Consider the following 14,332-nt stretch of genomic DNA (forward strand, 5'->3'; position numbering starts at 1 on the left):
AAGTGTCGTTCCGGGCACGCTTGACATTGTTATTCCCATCGCAATCTCCCCTTTGTGGAAACGGAGTCCTCTTTGTGTAGCATTTCGACCAACATGGATAATCATGAATACCTAGCAAGAGTAACGTATGAACAGGATTTCCGGCGTTATCTATCACGGTCAAATAATTATTACTAAGTATAGACGAAAAGTATTGACCGCAGAGATGATAAACAACTTGAAGAATATTTTAAGGTTTCCTGTGAAAAACAGAAGTGTGAGTTATTGGAATTTGGACCCGAAAGCGATCATTGTCACTTATTGGTATCCTTCCATCCCAATAATAATATTTCTATTTTTGGTCAAAAATATAAAATCTTCCTCAAGTCGTCTTCTTCGCAAGGAATTTAAGATAGAGTTATCAAAGTTCTATTATAAACCTGTCTTATGGTCAAGCTCTTATTGCGTAATTTCTGCTGGTGGTGCGCCCCTAGAAGTTATCAAGAAATATATTCGGAATCAAAAAACTCCCCAATAAGTTCTGCCCTGGCTTTCATCCCTCGATTTTCGTTCCTCAATCGGGGATTTCTCGCCAGGAAGAGGTTAAATAGTTGATTAATAGTGGTTTTGTTCTGGTTCAGTATACCAAATTTCTCAGATAATTTCCCCACCGCCAAGTAAAGACAACCCTCGGAAGACTATTAAGCTATAATTAGAGAAACTGATAACTAAACCAAGAAGGAGAGGTTTGTTACCAAATTAATTATTTATCAATTATCCATTGATAAAAATAGACAAAAAACCTGTGATGGGTTACGGCGCAAATCAAAAGTTATAAGGGTTCCCGAAAAATCATCCCTGCGTCTAACCCATCCTGCTAATGTTCAGAAAATGTTATGTTAATGGCTATTTTTTCTTCCTATTGTAAGTTTATTTTTCTCTGGATAGATTATATTGCAGTGATAAATTACCGTTTTTTAAACTCAGTTTCAACAGCATTAATTACTGTTTCTAAAACATGAACACGGGCATAATATTTATCATTGCTGGGTACAACAGTCCAAGGAGCATAAGGGGTGTTGGTACGGGCAATCATTTGATTAACGGCAACATTATATAACGACCATTTTTCTCTGTTTCTCCAGTCTTCTTCTGTCAATTTATAGGACTTAAATTCGTTATTCTTTCTCTCTTCAAACCGTTTTAATTGTTCTTCAAAACTGATATGTAACCAGAATTTGACTATGACACACCCTGAAGCGGTTAACTGTGCTTCAAACTCGTTAATTTCTTTGTAAGAGCGTCGCCATTCTAGCTCAGAAGCAAACCCTTCTACCCTTTCTACTAATACTCTTCCGTACCAACTCCTATCAAAAATACCGATGGTTCCCTCTCTAGGAATTTGTCGCCAAAAGCGTCCCATCCTTCAAACAAAGCCAAAACAGGTACCTTTTTTTGAAAAATTTGTAACTGTAACTGCCTTAATTTAACCTGCGCCTCCCTTAACTGTTGTTTATAGTCATCTTTGAGTAGATGTAACCCTAAATCTATTTTGTCCAAAAAATCTGGTTCTGTGGGTTGCAGTTCCGTTTGGGGGGGGTAAAGAGGGAATATCGGTTTTCGGCAGTCTGAGACGGTCTAGAGCTTGGGTAATGGTGGCTACAACTTGAGATAATACCTTGATTCTTGCCCAACGTTGACAGTCCCCTTCCACCAGTGTCCAAGGAGCATGGCCGGTACTGGTATAGGTTAACATTTCTTCAGCAAAGCCGGCATAGCGATCGTATTCCTTGGCCTGTTGCCAATCTTCTGGACGCACTCGCCATGATTCTAACTCATCGGACTCATATTTTTTTAGTCGCTTTTTCAGTTCTTTTTTGCTCAAATGTATCCAAAATTTGGCTATGGCTACGGCATCATCCCCTAATTGCCTCTCAAAAGCGTTAATATCTCTGATTAACAAGGGAATACTACCATCGGTTTCTAAGTCAAAGAGACGATCTTCTAAAAGATGGGTGTACCAACTATGATAAAAAATGCCAAAACTGCCTTTTGGGGGTAATTTATGCCAAAATCGCCAAAGAAAGGGATATTTCTGCTCTTCTTCCGTAGCTGATAAAATAGGATGAACTTTAAAGCCACGGGGGTCCATATAACCGATGGTTTTCTGTAATAACTTTCCCTTCCCAGCAGCGGCCCATCCTTCCAAAACAATGATCACTGGTAGCTTATGATCCCAACAGTCTTTTTGTAGCGATCGCAACTGCTGCATCAATGCTTCTATTTCTCTGTTATAAGTTTCCTTATCTAAGGTTAGTTTGAGATCCAGACTATCTAACATTGTCAGTTTATGATTTTTGTGCTTTAGTTACCATCGACTATGGAGGACTGTGGCCTTACTCTTCTGGCTTTTATCTTGAGAACTGTCTGTTTAGCAATGGTCTCAAAATCTCGTTAAATTATTGTCTATAGAAACGGTAAAGTGGGCATTACTACAAACAGTAATTCCTCGAAGGCGGAGTTCACAATATAGTTTAGCACAGTTTTCCCCTATAGAACCATAATCAGATTCTATATAATTCTGAACTACCACTCGTTATCAACTGGGGTATTGTTTTTGTGTTTCTGGTTTTTCAAATGTTAGTATAAAATCCATGAAGTACAATCGCTGTGGCCATCAACCTTAAATCATTCTCAGGAGTCTCTTATGTCCGATAGCAAACCCACCATTTTAGTCACAGGAGGAGCCGGATATATCGGTTCCCATGCTGTTCTATCTTTACAAAAAGCTGGTTATAACGTCATTGTCTATGATAACCTTTCCTATGGTCACCCAGAAATTGTCCAAGATGTTTTAAAGGTTGAATTAATTGTTGGTGATACGAATGATCGCACTCTACTAGACCAAATATTTTCTAGTAGAAATATCACTGCTGTCATGCACTTTGCGGCTTTTATTGCTGTGGGAGAATCGGTTAGAGATCCTGCTATTTATTATCAAAATAATGTTGCCGGAACCTTAACTTTATTAGAGGCAATGATAGCTGCTAATATCAAGAAGTTTGTTTTTTCTTCTACCTGTGCTATTTATGGTATGCCCCAAGAAATTCCCATGACGGAAAAGCATCCCAATAACCCTTTAAATGCTTATGCTTCTAGTAAATATATGGTGGAACAAATCCTCAAAGATTTTGATCGAGCTTATGGTTTAAAATCTGTTGTGTTCCGCTATTTTAACGCATCAGGGGCTGATCCTTCTGGTAATTTAGGGGAAGATCATGATCCAGAAACCCATTTAATTCCTCTCGCTTTATTAACTGCTTTGAAAAAAAGAGAGCATCTCTTCATTTTTGGCACAGATTATGAAACCCCTGATGGGACTGCTGTTAGAGACTATATTCATGTTAATGATTTAGCATCGGCTCACGTTTTGGGTTTAGACTATCTTTTCAATGGAGGGGAAAGTGAAATGTTTAATCTGGGTAACGGTAACAGATTTTCTGTCAGAGAAGTTATTGAAATGGCTAAGAAAGTAACAGGGGTTGATTTTTTGGTGAAAGAAACCGATCGCCGTCCTGGAGATGCACCAATCTTAGTAGGAAGCAGCGAAAAAGCAAAATCTATCTTAGGCTGGCAGCCTCAATATTTTGAGCTTAAAACTATTGTCAATGATGCTTGGCAATGGCATAAAAAGCGTCATGGATACTCATAACTGTTGAGTTTCAATCAATACAAATTGTATAATTTAGAAACAATGATTGAAAATAGTCAAAAAATAGAAAATATTTTAGAACGCATGGGAGAAACTGTAATTGCAACTACTGAAACCGTAGAAACTTTGGCTGCAAAAATGGAAAATCTTGTTGAACAAGTTCAAGAGCAGGAACAACAAATACAACAACAAGGTTACCAAATTTTTGCTCTAAGTGAATCTATTCAAACCCTAGTAGATGCCCAAACAGAGTCCAGGGAACAACTCACACAATTAACTTATTTAATCCATACTTTAGTGAATAGTTTAAACCCACAAGAATAACAGGATAGTCATCTTAATCAAGGAATTATTTAAACAGTGAGGAATTTAACATGAGGAAATATTCGACCAAAAAATGTCTACTTTTTCCCCTATCTTTATTATCAGTTTTAGTAAACTTATTACTGATAAGTTGCGCTGAAAACAAGATATCTCAATGTCAAAAGATTATACTTTTGACCCAGAAAATGGCTCAGGAAAGCGAAAGTTATCGTCGCAGGGAAGATATCAAAAAAGTGTTGCAAGTAGCTGACATTTTTGAGGAGACTTCCCAACAAATGAAAAAGTTAAAAATTGAGGACGAAAAATTACAAGAATATCAAATGGGTTTTGCTGATATTTATCAAGGAAATGCTGACACTACTCGTCAATTTGTAGCTGCTTTAAATGATAAAGATATTGATACCGCTAAGTTAATGCAGCAACAAGTTCAACAACTAGGTAAAAAAGAACAAGAGTTTGGAGCAAAAATGAAGGATTATTGTCAAGATAATTAACAATTAACAATGGATAATGGACAATGGATAATTGTCATTTTGATCCCCCCATCCCCCCTTAGTAAGGGGGGCATTATAACTGCTATATTAATCTAATAACTTGCTTAATTTCTCGTCCTGCCAATAACTGTTAAAAATATCGTTATTTTCGGCAAGCTCAAGCATGGTATTAGGGGCAATATCAATGGCTTCTAATAAGCAATTAACTGCTTCATCTCTGTTATTTAAAGCTGCATGACAATGACCTTGATAATACCAAGCATATTGATCATTGGGTTCTGCTTCTAGGGCTTTTTGATAACAATTAATTCCCTCTTCAAAACGGTTTAGTTCTTGTAAAATTTGTCCCTGTTGATACCAGGCCCAATAATCACGGGGTTTAATTAATAAGGCTTTTTCGTAGTTGCTTAAAGCTTCTTCTAACTCCCCTTGATGGCGTAAACAGTCCCCTCTACGATACCATGACCAATAATCATTGGGTCTGATGGCTAACCCTTGATCATAAGCTGCGATCGCCTCGGAATATTTTTCCCACAAACGATAAGCTTCCCCGATGCGGTATTGCGCCCAATAATCGTTAGAATAAATTAATAAAGCCTTTTTGAAGCAGTTAATGGCGTTTTCGTACTCTTTTAACTCTTCAAGATGGACACAACCTTTATCGTACCAAGACCAATAGTTCTTTGGTTCTATGTTAGCTGCATTTTCATAGCTGACGACAGCTTCTTCGTAGCGTCCTAACTCTTCTAATGTCATACCCTTTTTATACCAAGCCCAATAATCATTTGGATAATATTCTAAGGCTTTTTCGTAACACCTTAACGCTTCTTGGTAAAGTTCGTCCACACGGAGTCTATTTCCCTGCTGGTACCAACTTTGATAACTATCGGGACGACATTCTAAAGGGCGGTAAATGGTCGCTTTAACCTCTATCATAACTAGGAATGAAAATGTTCTTTATACGATATAACAATTTATTAAGTTTTTATGTAAAACTTACATTAAACAATTGAAAAATAACAGAGTAGTTATTGAGTCATCAGTTATCAGTTAATTTCATATAAATAACTAGGTATATTCTCTTATGTTACCCTCAGATTTATTAATGTATCGTTATAGTGGAGATACTATTATCCCCAAACGCTTACCCTTAAATGATAGCACAATTGGTTTAGCGGCTGAGCAAATTAATTGTTTTTTAAGCTGTGTTGATAAAACCCAAAAACAGTTAACCGAAAAGTTAGCAGAATTAGAAGGAGATAACCCTAATTATCGGGTAAAAAGAGGCTTAGCACACTTATTAAAAAATCATTTTTCTACTTTTGAAGTTGTTAGTCCTTTGGAACCAAAAGAATTAAGACAAAAAGTATTTAGTTGTGCTGCTGAATCCTTACCTATTCCCCAAAACAGACCAAAAACACTAGAAAAAATAGCTAGTTTATTAACAGAAGAATTAAAAAGGGAAGTCTTACCCAGTGAAATTGAAAGGGGTTTATATGCAGATTTACAAGAAAATAGAATCTTAACCAGCTTTGAACCACCGGAACCAGAAACTTTAATTCATCGTTATAATATATCACAAATTCAGGGGGTTTTTTATCGTTCTAATTATATTGTTATCAATGCTCATCGTAACGATCCAGGAGAATATAAACTGTTATTTCGTTATTTAAAATTGTTTCAATTGATGGCTTATATTGAAGGGGATGCTGACACAGGTTTTACTATTACCATTGATGGACCAACCAGTTTATTTAAAGCCAGCACTCGTTATGGTTTATCCTTAGCAAAGATGATTCCCGCCTTACTTCATGTTAGTAAATGGAGTCTCAGAACAAAGTTACAAAGCAAAGATTCTTATACAGGGGGAATTAAAACCAGTTACTTTAACTTAGATGATCATTGTGGTTTAGTAACCCATTATTCCAGGGGGAAAACCTATGATAGTATGTTAGAAGAATCTTTTGCAAAACGATGGGAAAAGTTAAAAACCGACTGGAAATTAGAGCGAGAAGTTGACTTAATTCCTATTCCTGGAAGTGTGATGATTCCTGACTTTAGGTTAGTGCATCCCGACGGAAGAGATTATTTATTGGAAATTGTAGGTTATTGGCGGACTGAGTATTTAAGAAAGAAATTTTATCAGGTACAGAATGCTGATAATAATAACATTATTTTAGCCGTTTCTGAACGATTAAACCTAGATAAAGCAGGGGTTGATTTTAATGATACGCCAGCAAAAATTGTTTGGTTTAAAGATAAGTTGAATCCTAAAAATGTTTTGTCTTTATTGGAAGAAAAATAGTTGATAGTAAATAATCAATAATAACTATTTTCTTGAATGGGCCCAAAGAAACTATAATGAGGTAGAGAGAAAATAATACAAAAACATTCAACAAATCTCATGGAAAAACCAGCCGATAATCAATATCCCATCCATGAACTAATTAAACAGCGTTGGAGTCCCTTAGCGTTTAATATCCGTCCCGTTGAACCGGAAAAAATTGCCAGTTTATTAGAAGCAGCAAGATGGGCAGCTTCTTGTTTTAATGAACAACCTTGGTTTTTTATTGTGGCAACCCAAGACAATGCTCAAGAATACGAAAAACTGTTTAGCTGTCTAGTAGAAGCCAATCAAACATGGGCAAAAGATGCTCCTCTTCTAATGCTTTCTGTTGCTAAATTATCCTTTACCCGTAACAATAAACCTAATCGTCACGCTCTCCATGATGTGGGTTTCGCTGTGGGAAATTTAACCTTACAAGCACAAGCATTGGGATTATTTGTCCATCAAATGGGGGGATTTGATGCCGATAAAGCTAGAACCCTTTATAGTATCCCTGAAGACTATGAACCCGTAGCAGCGATCGCAATTGGATATCCAGGAAATCTTAGTCAATTAGATGAAGATTTACAACAGAGAGAATTATCTCCTCGTAGTCGTAAACCCTTGACAGAATTTGTATTTCGAGGAAACTGGAACCAATCTTATTTTTAAGAATGTTTTTAGAAAAAAATGGGGCTTCTACCCTTAAGATCGTAGAAGCCGTCATCAAAGAGGAAATGTTCAGGGAAAACTCTAAAAAGGGCAATCATCCTCATCATCTAACTGCATATCCCATTTTGCCGCCAAAACTTGAGTAACCATAGCTTCTAAAGTAGCAGGGTCCATGTCAGAGTTACTCTCAGGAATAGGGGAAGAGTAAGTAACAGGAATCAAACGTAAACGGCGACGATCCTGAATCAAATCAAAATAAGCTTCTTGCTTTTCGGAACGTTGAAGTTGTAAGTAATCGAAACTTTGAACATTAAGATACAAAGAACGATTAACCACAATAGTTGCTTGAGCAGGATCATTAAAAACTTCAACGATCCATCCCTCCCCTTCGCTTTCTATTTGTCCATCGAGGGTATGAATGTAACGAACCCTTCCGAGATCGTTAAGAATACGTTTCATGTCCTCAGCATTAATAATAATCCCAAAGTCAATAATACATGGGGCTGGGAATGGCTGTGAGGGGTTGTGGTGACTCATAAGAAATTGCCTTAAAGCATAACAATTGGTAATCAGTCGAGAAACTGTAGGAGCAGAAAGATCAAGCTAGATGAGCTTTTCTCTTTCATGGGAGCAGAGAAACAATTTTGGAAGGCGACGCTATAAAGCAGGGGACGGGAAATTTTTGGTGTGTTTTCCCATCAGATGAGGGAATTAGATAAAATTAAGCATCGAGGTTAAGACCAGTTTCAAACTAGCCAAGCTTTTTACTTCATCTAGGGTTCAAGTACCATCTAAGATCATGTTAGCGCAATATTCCCTGACCATTGCTGAAACCTTGACGAGATGGCGGTTAATTTGAAGATCGTAAATTTTCTACATATATCTAGTTAAATGTTCAATGTTCGATAAAATTGATAACAACTTGAGAGCTTTTTTCACATCCCTATTAGGGGCTATTATTTTCTATACAATTATTCCCTTACCGGATCATTGGACAAAAAATTTTCAAGCCATCGCCCGTTGGTCCCCTATCATTGGTTTAGGGATAGGGGGGTTATTAGGAAGTATAGATATGCTTCTAAACTGGATAGGATTTCCTTTAACCGTGGGTAGTGCTTTAATTATCGGTTTAGGAATTTATTTGACTGGCGGTTTACATTTAGATGGAGTAATGGATAGTGCCGATGGTTTAGCCGTTACCGACAGCCAAAAACGCTTAGAAGTGATGCAGGATAGCGTTACAGGAGCCTTTGGAGTCATGGCAGGGGTAATGGTCATTGTGCTTAAGATCGTCGCTCTGAGTGCCATTATTGACCATCGTGGTTGGTTTTTAATGCTTGCCTACGGTTGGGGACGATGGGGACAAGTTAATGCCATCGCCTTTTATCCCTACCTCAAACCCACTGGAAAAGGAGCCTTTCATAAACAGTATCTACAAGTTCCCCAAGATTTATGTTGGGGGTTAATGGGTTTATGGGGAACAACAGGGGTATTTATCGCTGTTAACCCTGAGTTATGGCAGTTAGGGTTAACGGGAACAGGGATCGGGATGGCGATCGCCTTGGGGGTGGCAGCTTGGTTTAATCGTCGGTTTGGGGGTCATACAGGAGACACTTACGGTGCAGTGGTAGAATGGACCGAAACCTTGATTTTGTGTCTGTTATCAGTTCACAGGCCGTAAACGAGTAACGTTGAGGCGAAATTTACCGCCTCCGGTTTCACCAAAAGCACGAACACGGATGATATAGCGGCCGGTTTCGGTGATGCGAGAAAATAACAAAGAGTTGGTACTACCGTCAGGCCCATCATCATTTTCGGCAACGGTAGCACCATCAGCCCCTAACAATAAAACCACACTATCAAATTCATCGGAAGTCAGATCGATAGCTACCTGATCCCCTCTTTGTAGTTGTATCGTATAATCTTTAGCAAAACCACCTTCCCCCGTGGGAATATCTTGATCCGTCAAGCGATCTGAGATCGGTCCATCGGATTTTATACTAATGGGACTATAGATGCGTTGTTGTCCCCGCACCGGTAAAGTAGTTAATCCCAACATCAGAGAAAATAAAGCGATCATTAAGGAACGAGAGAAGGTTTTTCCAGACAAATAGCTCATATTATCAACAATACTTACACACACTCCCGTATAGTGTATCGAATGTCTAGGGATTGGGATCAAACTTTACCCTAAATAAGCCAAAAATTTAGGAAATTTTTATGATTAGTATTTATGATAATCTAAATTTAAGGAATTGGAGCTAAAGCAATGTCAGACTTTCCCAACTATAGCGATCGCATGAAAGAAGACTTAGAAAAAATTAAACAACAAGAACTACAAAAAAAGTCTAAACAGCAACAGGAAATGGAACGCGATCGCCGTTTAGTTCAACAAGAAGAGGATTATAAATTACTACTGAAACAACAAAGAGAATTAGAAAGAGAAAAAGCTAAGTTGCGAGCAGAAATTAGACGCAGAAAAGCTCTTAAGGAAGAACAGGAAAGAGTTAAACAAGATGAATTGAATAGGGAAGAAAAACGACGACAGCAACTTGAATACGATCGACAAAAAATTAGACAACAAGAATCATCTAAAAAATCACCAACTCCCCATTATCAACCTAGTTATTCCCCCCCTCCTAAGTCTAGTCTCGAAGAACAATTAAAAGAACTAGATAAACTAATTGGACTAAGCCATTTAAAAGATGAAGTTCGTCAATATATTAACTTTATCAAAATTCAACAATTGAGGGAGAAACAAGGTTTAAAACCTATTCCTATTACCTTACATTCTGTCTTTTGTGGTTCTCCAGGTACAGGAAAAACAACGGTTGCGAGGTTAATGGGGCAAATTTATCAACATTTAGGAATCCTGAAAAAAGGACATTTGATTGAAACAGATAGATCGGGAATGGTAGCTGGATATGTGGGACAAACAGCGCAAAGAGTGGACGACTTAGTTAATTCTGCTTTAGATGGTGTTTTATTTATTGATGAAGCTTATGCTTTAAAACCTGCCGATCCTGGTAATGATTTTGGTCAAGAAGCCATCGATATGTTATTAAAAAGGATGGAAGATTACAGAGATAGATTAGTTGTTATTGTAGCAGGTTATGGGGATGAAATGACCCGTTTTATTAATTCAAATCCTGGCTTGAAATCTCGGTTTAGTCGTTATTTTTATTTTGAAGATTATACCCCCCAAGAATTGGTAGAAATATTTTATATTTTTTGTGAGCGACATAATTACACTTTAACCGAAGCAGCAAAAGAAGTATTATTGACCCGATTCAAGGAATTATATGATTATAGAGATAAAAGTTTTGGCAATGGTAGATTAGTTAGAAATATGTTTGAAAAAGCTATTGAAAAACAAGCTAATCGTTTAGTTAATACTCCTGATGTTAACCCTTATGTTATGCAACAAATATTACCCGAAGACGTTGAACAGTTAATAATTAATAATTAAACTGTTGAGTAATCTTTTTAGGGTGGGTAATGCAGGTAGAAATCTCTTAATAACCATTGTTTCTTATACTTAGAATTGCCCACCAACTATTTATTTAAGTTACTAGATTAGCAATAAAACTTGTAGGGGTAAACGGCCGTTTACCCCTACCTAGATATTTTTTCTCATAGTGTTAATTTTATATGATGTTATGGGAATACTAATATTATGTCATTCAGGATGTAACACAATCTTCTAGATTGTGAGAAATGCTTATTTTGACATTAACCTATTAACTATTTATTCTCTAGATGAGGTTTTTGATATGTCTTTGAATAAAGATTACCGTGCTATAGTTGAAGAAGAGAGAAAAAAATTATCTAATTATTATGGACACCCTGACTCAGTTGAGTCTCAACTAAAAAGATTAAAACAAGAAATGGGTATTTCTTCTAAAATCAATAGTCATAATTCAACTAATAAGATAAATAATAATCCAGATAATAATAATAATGAAATATAAACTATTTTAAAAGATTTAAAAGAATTAATCGGACTCAACCATTTAAAAGATGAATTTCGTCAATACATTAACTTTCTCAAAGTTCAACAATTGAGGGAAAAACAAGGTTTAAAACCTATTTCTATCACCTTACATTCTGTCTTTTGTGGTTCTCCAGGTACAGGAAAAACAACGGTTGCGAGGTTAATGGGGCAAATTTATCAACATTTAGGAATCCTTAAAAAAGGACATTTAATTGAAACAGATAGATCAGGTATGGTAGCTGGATATGTGGGACAAACAGCCCAAAGAGTGGATGAATTAGTTAATTCTGCTTTAGATGGGGTTTTATTTATTGATGAAGCTTATGCTTTAAAACCTGCCGCTCCTGGCAATGATTTTGGTCAAGAAGCCATCGATATGTTATTGAAAAGGATGGAAGATTACAGAGATAGATTAGTAGTTATTGTTGCAGGTTATGGAGATGAAATGACCCGTTTTATTAATTCAAATCCTGGCTTGAAATCTCGGTTTAGTCGTTATTTTCATTTTGAAGATTATACCCCCCAAGAATTAGTAGAAATATTTGACACTTTTTGTGATCAACACAATTACACTTTAACAGAAGCAGCCAAAGAGATATTATTAACCCGATTCCAGGAATTATATGATTATAGAGATAAAAGTTTTGGCAATGGTAGATTAGTTAGAAATATGTTTGAAAAAGCTATTGAAAAACAAGCTAATCGTTTAGTTAATATTCCTCATATTAACCCTTATGTTATGCAGCAAATATTACCCGAAGATGTTGAAAAATTAACAATTAATAATTAAACTGTTGAGTAATCCTTGTAGAGTGGGTAATGCAGCTAGAAATATTGTAGTAAGAATTATTTTTATACTTAGCATTGCCCACCAACTATTTATTTAAGCTACTAGTGCAGCTTAGCAAAAATAATCCACCAGTCACTTATGATCTTTAAAGCCCTTAAATTTCCAAACGAACGGCTTAGCAAAATGTTGATTAAAGTAATCAATAAAATTGAGAATTTTTTGGGATAGTTCTTCAGTTGAACGGACAGTAATTCTTTTGAGTAAACGCCGGACTAAGATCGAAAATCAACACTCAATTTGATTAAGCCACGATGTATGTTTGGGAATATAAACAAAGCGAATTCGATGAGATTCATCTGATAAAAAATCTGCTCTGCTCTCCATAGATTGCAAAATCCCCTCCTTTCCTTTTCTCCCCAAATCAATAGTAATTTCACAGCTTTCTGCTACTAATTTGACTAAGCTTTCCGATTTATGAGTGTTGAGTTGATCTACAATAAAAATCCATTCTGCTTTTTCATCAATCTTAATCGTTCTCTGGATATGTTCAGAAAAATCTTGTTCTGTTCTTGTCGGTCCAATAGAGGGACTAACAACTTTTCCTCTTGCCACATCCCAGTTCGCAATCAAGCTTAAAGTTCCGTGTCTTTCATATTCAAATTCGATTTTTTCTACTTGTTTAGGCTTGATTCTTTTGTTCGGAAATAATCTCTCAAGAGCTTGAATCCCTGTCATTTCATCTGTACTAATTAAATGAATTCCTTGTTCTAACAAAGTTTTAGCTTCTTGATGAAGTTCACAGATATATTTGACTTGCTTTTTAAATTTTAAGGGATCATCAATTTTGGCATTTAACCAGTAACGAACGAGATGTGGTTGTAATGTCGCTTCTTTTTAAAAAACGCCCCACACTACGGGGGGAAATCTTTTCGACAATTCCTCTTTTTATGGCTTCATCCGCCAACTCTGAAGGTGTCCAATGGCTCACTGGTCTGTCTGATTTTTCACATTCTTCACAAGCGATCGCTACAATCTGGACTACTTGTTCGACCGTAAAGGATTTTGTTGTTCCAGGTCTTGGGCGATCGCTTAAAATTCCTTTGATCAAGACCATTAATGCTTTCTCCGTTACCTGTTGTTCTTCGGCGGCACTCAGTTTTTCTCTCTCCTCAAACCATCGCGATCGCCACTGACGCACTTGTACTCGGTCTAATTCTAATCTTCGACTAATCGAACTATTGCTCTCTCCTGATGCTGCGGCTAAGATTAGCTTGGCTCGTCTAACAAGGCGATAGGGGTTTGTTGTCCCTCTCACTATTTGTTGGAGTACTGTTTTCTGTAGGTTGGAGAGGTTAATTGGCAATGCTTTTATCATGGACATCAACTTCGAGATTCGTCCGTTAGTTTCATTGAAACACATTGTCGTGGCTAGTCACGAAAGTTTCTGTAAAAATCTGGTGGATTACTTTCGCCAAGCTGCACTAGGTCTTCATGCTTAACTTGTTCCCCAATAAAATCCTTTTGGCTGTAGTCACTATCAGCCACTAAGACAGATAATTTATCAGAAAATAAAGAACTTTGCCAGATTTTTTTTAGTTGTTGATTGCCTTGATTTACTCCTTTATGTTTAGAGGGGACTCGCTCTCCCCGGATTTCTCACAAATTAATTTGAAAGCCCAATCCAGAGATGAAAAATGATAATTTTTAGGACTAATAGAAATTTTGAATATAGATGAATAAAAAATTGACTTTGATTATCCAAAAATTGAGTTTAAGAGGGAATAATTATATTAACTTTTGATTTTCTCCACTATAAATAAGACTAAATGAAAGTATCAGTCAGTCAACAACTTATGATAGATATCTTTTTTAAAAAACAACTTATTCTACTTATCCAGTATTAGGAATAGTTTTAATTCTTTTGTTAGCAATAGACAAAATATCTTGATAAGGAGAAGCACTAGCTATAGCGATAATATTCTTCTACAACTATCTGGTACCGAGCTCGATTCATTCCCCCACGCTTGNNNATGTTGCGTCT

General features: G+C 36.5%; 13 protein-coding genes and 4 pseudogenes. 10 read left to right on the plus strand and 7 right to left on the minus strand.

Annotation, left to right across the window (positions count from 1 at the left end; all coding sequences use genetic code 11):
* Positions 1-127: 127 nt before the first annotated feature.
* Positions 128-517, plus strand: coding sequence for an IS200/IS605 family transposase (gene tnpA, locus CWATDRAFT_RS41955; RefSeq protein ID WP_412093248.1), 390 nt, complete (start codon positions 128-130; stop codon positions 515-517).
* A gap of 429 nt (positions 518-946) precedes the next feature.
* Here tnpA and CWATDRAFT_RS23025 read toward each other — a convergent pair.
* A pseudogene (locus CWATDRAFT_RS23025) lies at positions 947-2,320 on the minus strand (polyphosphate:AMP phosphotransferase).
* A 366-nt stretch (positions 2,321-2,686) separates the two neighbouring features.
* Between CWATDRAFT_RS23025 and galE the strand changes: the two are divergent.
* The 3 genes from galE to CWATDRAFT_RS23040 all read left to right on the plus strand — a co-directional run bounded on the left by galE (position 2,687) and on the right by CWATDRAFT_RS23040 (position 4,509).
* The gene (gene galE / locus CWATDRAFT_RS23030) at positions 2,687-3,691 is read left to right on the plus strand and encodes a UDP-glucose 4-epimerase GalE (protein ID WP_007307265.1); all 1,005 of its coding nucleotides are present in this window, start codon (positions 2,687-2,689) and stop codon (positions 3,689-3,691) included.
* Between the two features lie 42 nt (positions 3,692-3,733).
* Positions 3,734-4,015, plus strand: coding sequence for a hypothetical protein (locus CWATDRAFT_RS23035; protein ID WP_007312340.1), 282 nt, complete (start codon positions 3,734-3,736; stop codon positions 4,013-4,015).
* Positions 4,016-4,188: 173 nt separating this feature from the next.
* Positions 4,189-4,509, plus strand: a complete 321-nt coding sequence (locus CWATDRAFT_RS23040; RefSeq protein WP_021830823.1) for a hypothetical protein — start codon at positions 4,189-4,191, stop codon at positions 4,507-4,509.
* Between the two features lie 87 nt (positions 4,510-4,596).
* Here CWATDRAFT_RS23040 and CWATDRAFT_RS23045 read toward each other — a convergent pair whose 3' ends face one another.
* On the minus strand, positions 4,597-5,445 hold the full coding sequence (locus CWATDRAFT_RS23045; RefSeq protein WP_007307277.1) for a tetratricopeptide repeat protein: 849 nt from the start codon (positions 5,443-5,445) through the stop codon (positions 4,597-4,599).
* Positions 5,446-5,593: 148 nt separating this feature from the next.
* On the opposite strand from CWATDRAFT_RS23045, the gene CWATDRAFT_RS23050 reads away from it, so the two are divergent.
* Together CWATDRAFT_RS23050 and CWATDRAFT_RS23055 are read left to right on the plus strand one after the other, a co-directional pair.
* Positions 5,594-6,814: a DUF790 family protein gene (locus tag CWATDRAFT_RS23050; RefSeq protein ID WP_007307268.1), complete on the plus strand. Its 1,221-nt coding sequence runs from the start codon at positions 5,594-5,596 to the stop codon at positions 6,812-6,814.
* A 99-nt stretch (positions 6,815-6,913) separates the two neighbouring features.
* On the plus strand, positions 6,914-7,507 hold the full coding sequence (locus tag CWATDRAFT_RS23055) for a nitroreductase family protein (protein WP_007307269.1): 594 nt from the start codon (positions 6,914-6,916) through the stop codon (positions 7,505-7,507).
* Positions 7,508-7,588: 81 nt separating this feature from the next.
* Here CWATDRAFT_RS23055 and CWATDRAFT_RS23060 read toward each other — a convergent pair whose 3' ends face one another.
* Positions 7,589-8,044 (minus strand): hypothetical protein, encoded by a 456-nt coding sequence (locus tag CWATDRAFT_RS23060; RefSeq protein WP_007307276.1) that lies wholly within the window; start codon positions 8,042-8,044, stop codon positions 7,589-7,591.
* A gap of 361 nt (positions 8,045-8,405) precedes the next feature.
* Here CWATDRAFT_RS23060 and cobS point away from each other — a divergent pair, with 361 nt between their 5' ends.
* On the plus strand, positions 8,406-9,188 hold the full coding sequence (cobS, locus tag CWATDRAFT_RS23065) for an adenosylcobinamide-GDP ribazoletransferase (protein WP_007307270.1): 783 nt from the start codon (positions 8,406-8,408) through the stop codon (positions 9,186-9,188).
* On the opposite strand, the gene CWATDRAFT_RS23070 is transcribed toward cobS, so the two are convergent.
* On the minus strand, positions 9,171-9,626 hold the full coding sequence (locus tag CWATDRAFT_RS23070; RefSeq protein WP_007307275.1) for a PPC domain-containing protein: 456 nt from the start codon (positions 9,624-9,626) through the stop codon (positions 9,171-9,173). The genes cobS and CWATDRAFT_RS23070 overlap by 18 nt on opposite strands.
* A 150-nt stretch (positions 9,627-9,776) precedes the next feature.
* On the opposite strand from CWATDRAFT_RS23070, the gene CWATDRAFT_RS23075 reads away from it, so the two are divergent.
* From CWATDRAFT_RS23075 to CWATDRAFT_RS23085, 3 genes and pseudogenes are all read left to right on the plus strand, one after another.
* A complete protein-coding gene (locus CWATDRAFT_RS23075) occupies positions 9,777-10,976 on the plus strand; it encodes an AAA family ATPase (protein ID WP_007307271.1) in 1,200 nt (399 codons plus the stop codon).
* Positions 10,977-11,217: 241 nt separating this feature from the next.
* Positions 11,218-11,478, plus strand: a complete 261-nt coding sequence (locus CWATDRAFT_RS40335) for a hypothetical protein (protein WP_007307272.1) — start codon at positions 11,218-11,220, stop codon at positions 11,476-11,478.
* Positions 11,479-11,484: 6 nt separating this feature from the next.
* Positions 11,485-12,291 (plus strand): annotated as a pseudogene (locus CWATDRAFT_RS23085) (AAA family ATPase); the annotation flags it as partial.
* 132 nt (positions 12,292-12,423) lie between these two features.
* Here the strand turns inward: CWATDRAFT_RS23085 and CWATDRAFT_RS23090 are convergent.
* The 3 genes and pseudogenes from CWATDRAFT_RS23090 to CWATDRAFT_RS41495 form a co-directional block, all read right to left on the minus strand.
* Positions 12,424-13,065, minus strand: a pseudogene (locus CWATDRAFT_RS23090) (transposase).
* Between the two features lie 64 nt (positions 13,066-13,129).
* Entirely contained in the window at positions 13,130-13,711 is a 582-nt protein-coding gene (locus CWATDRAFT_RS23095; protein ID WP_007303150.1) for a helix-turn-helix domain-containing protein, read from the minus strand.
* 17 nt (positions 13,712-13,728) lie between these two features.
* Positions 13,729-13,944: pseudogene (locus CWATDRAFT_RS41495) on the minus strand (NF041680 family putative transposase); the annotation flags it as partial.
* Positions 13,945-14,332: the final 388 nt, after the last annotated feature.

Source organism: Crocosphaera watsonii WH 8501, from assembly GCF_000167195.1.
In the GTDB taxonomy this organism is placed as follows: Bacteria; Cyanobacteriota; Cyanobacteriia; order Cyanobacteriales; family Microcystaceae; genus Crocosphaera; species Crocosphaera watsonii.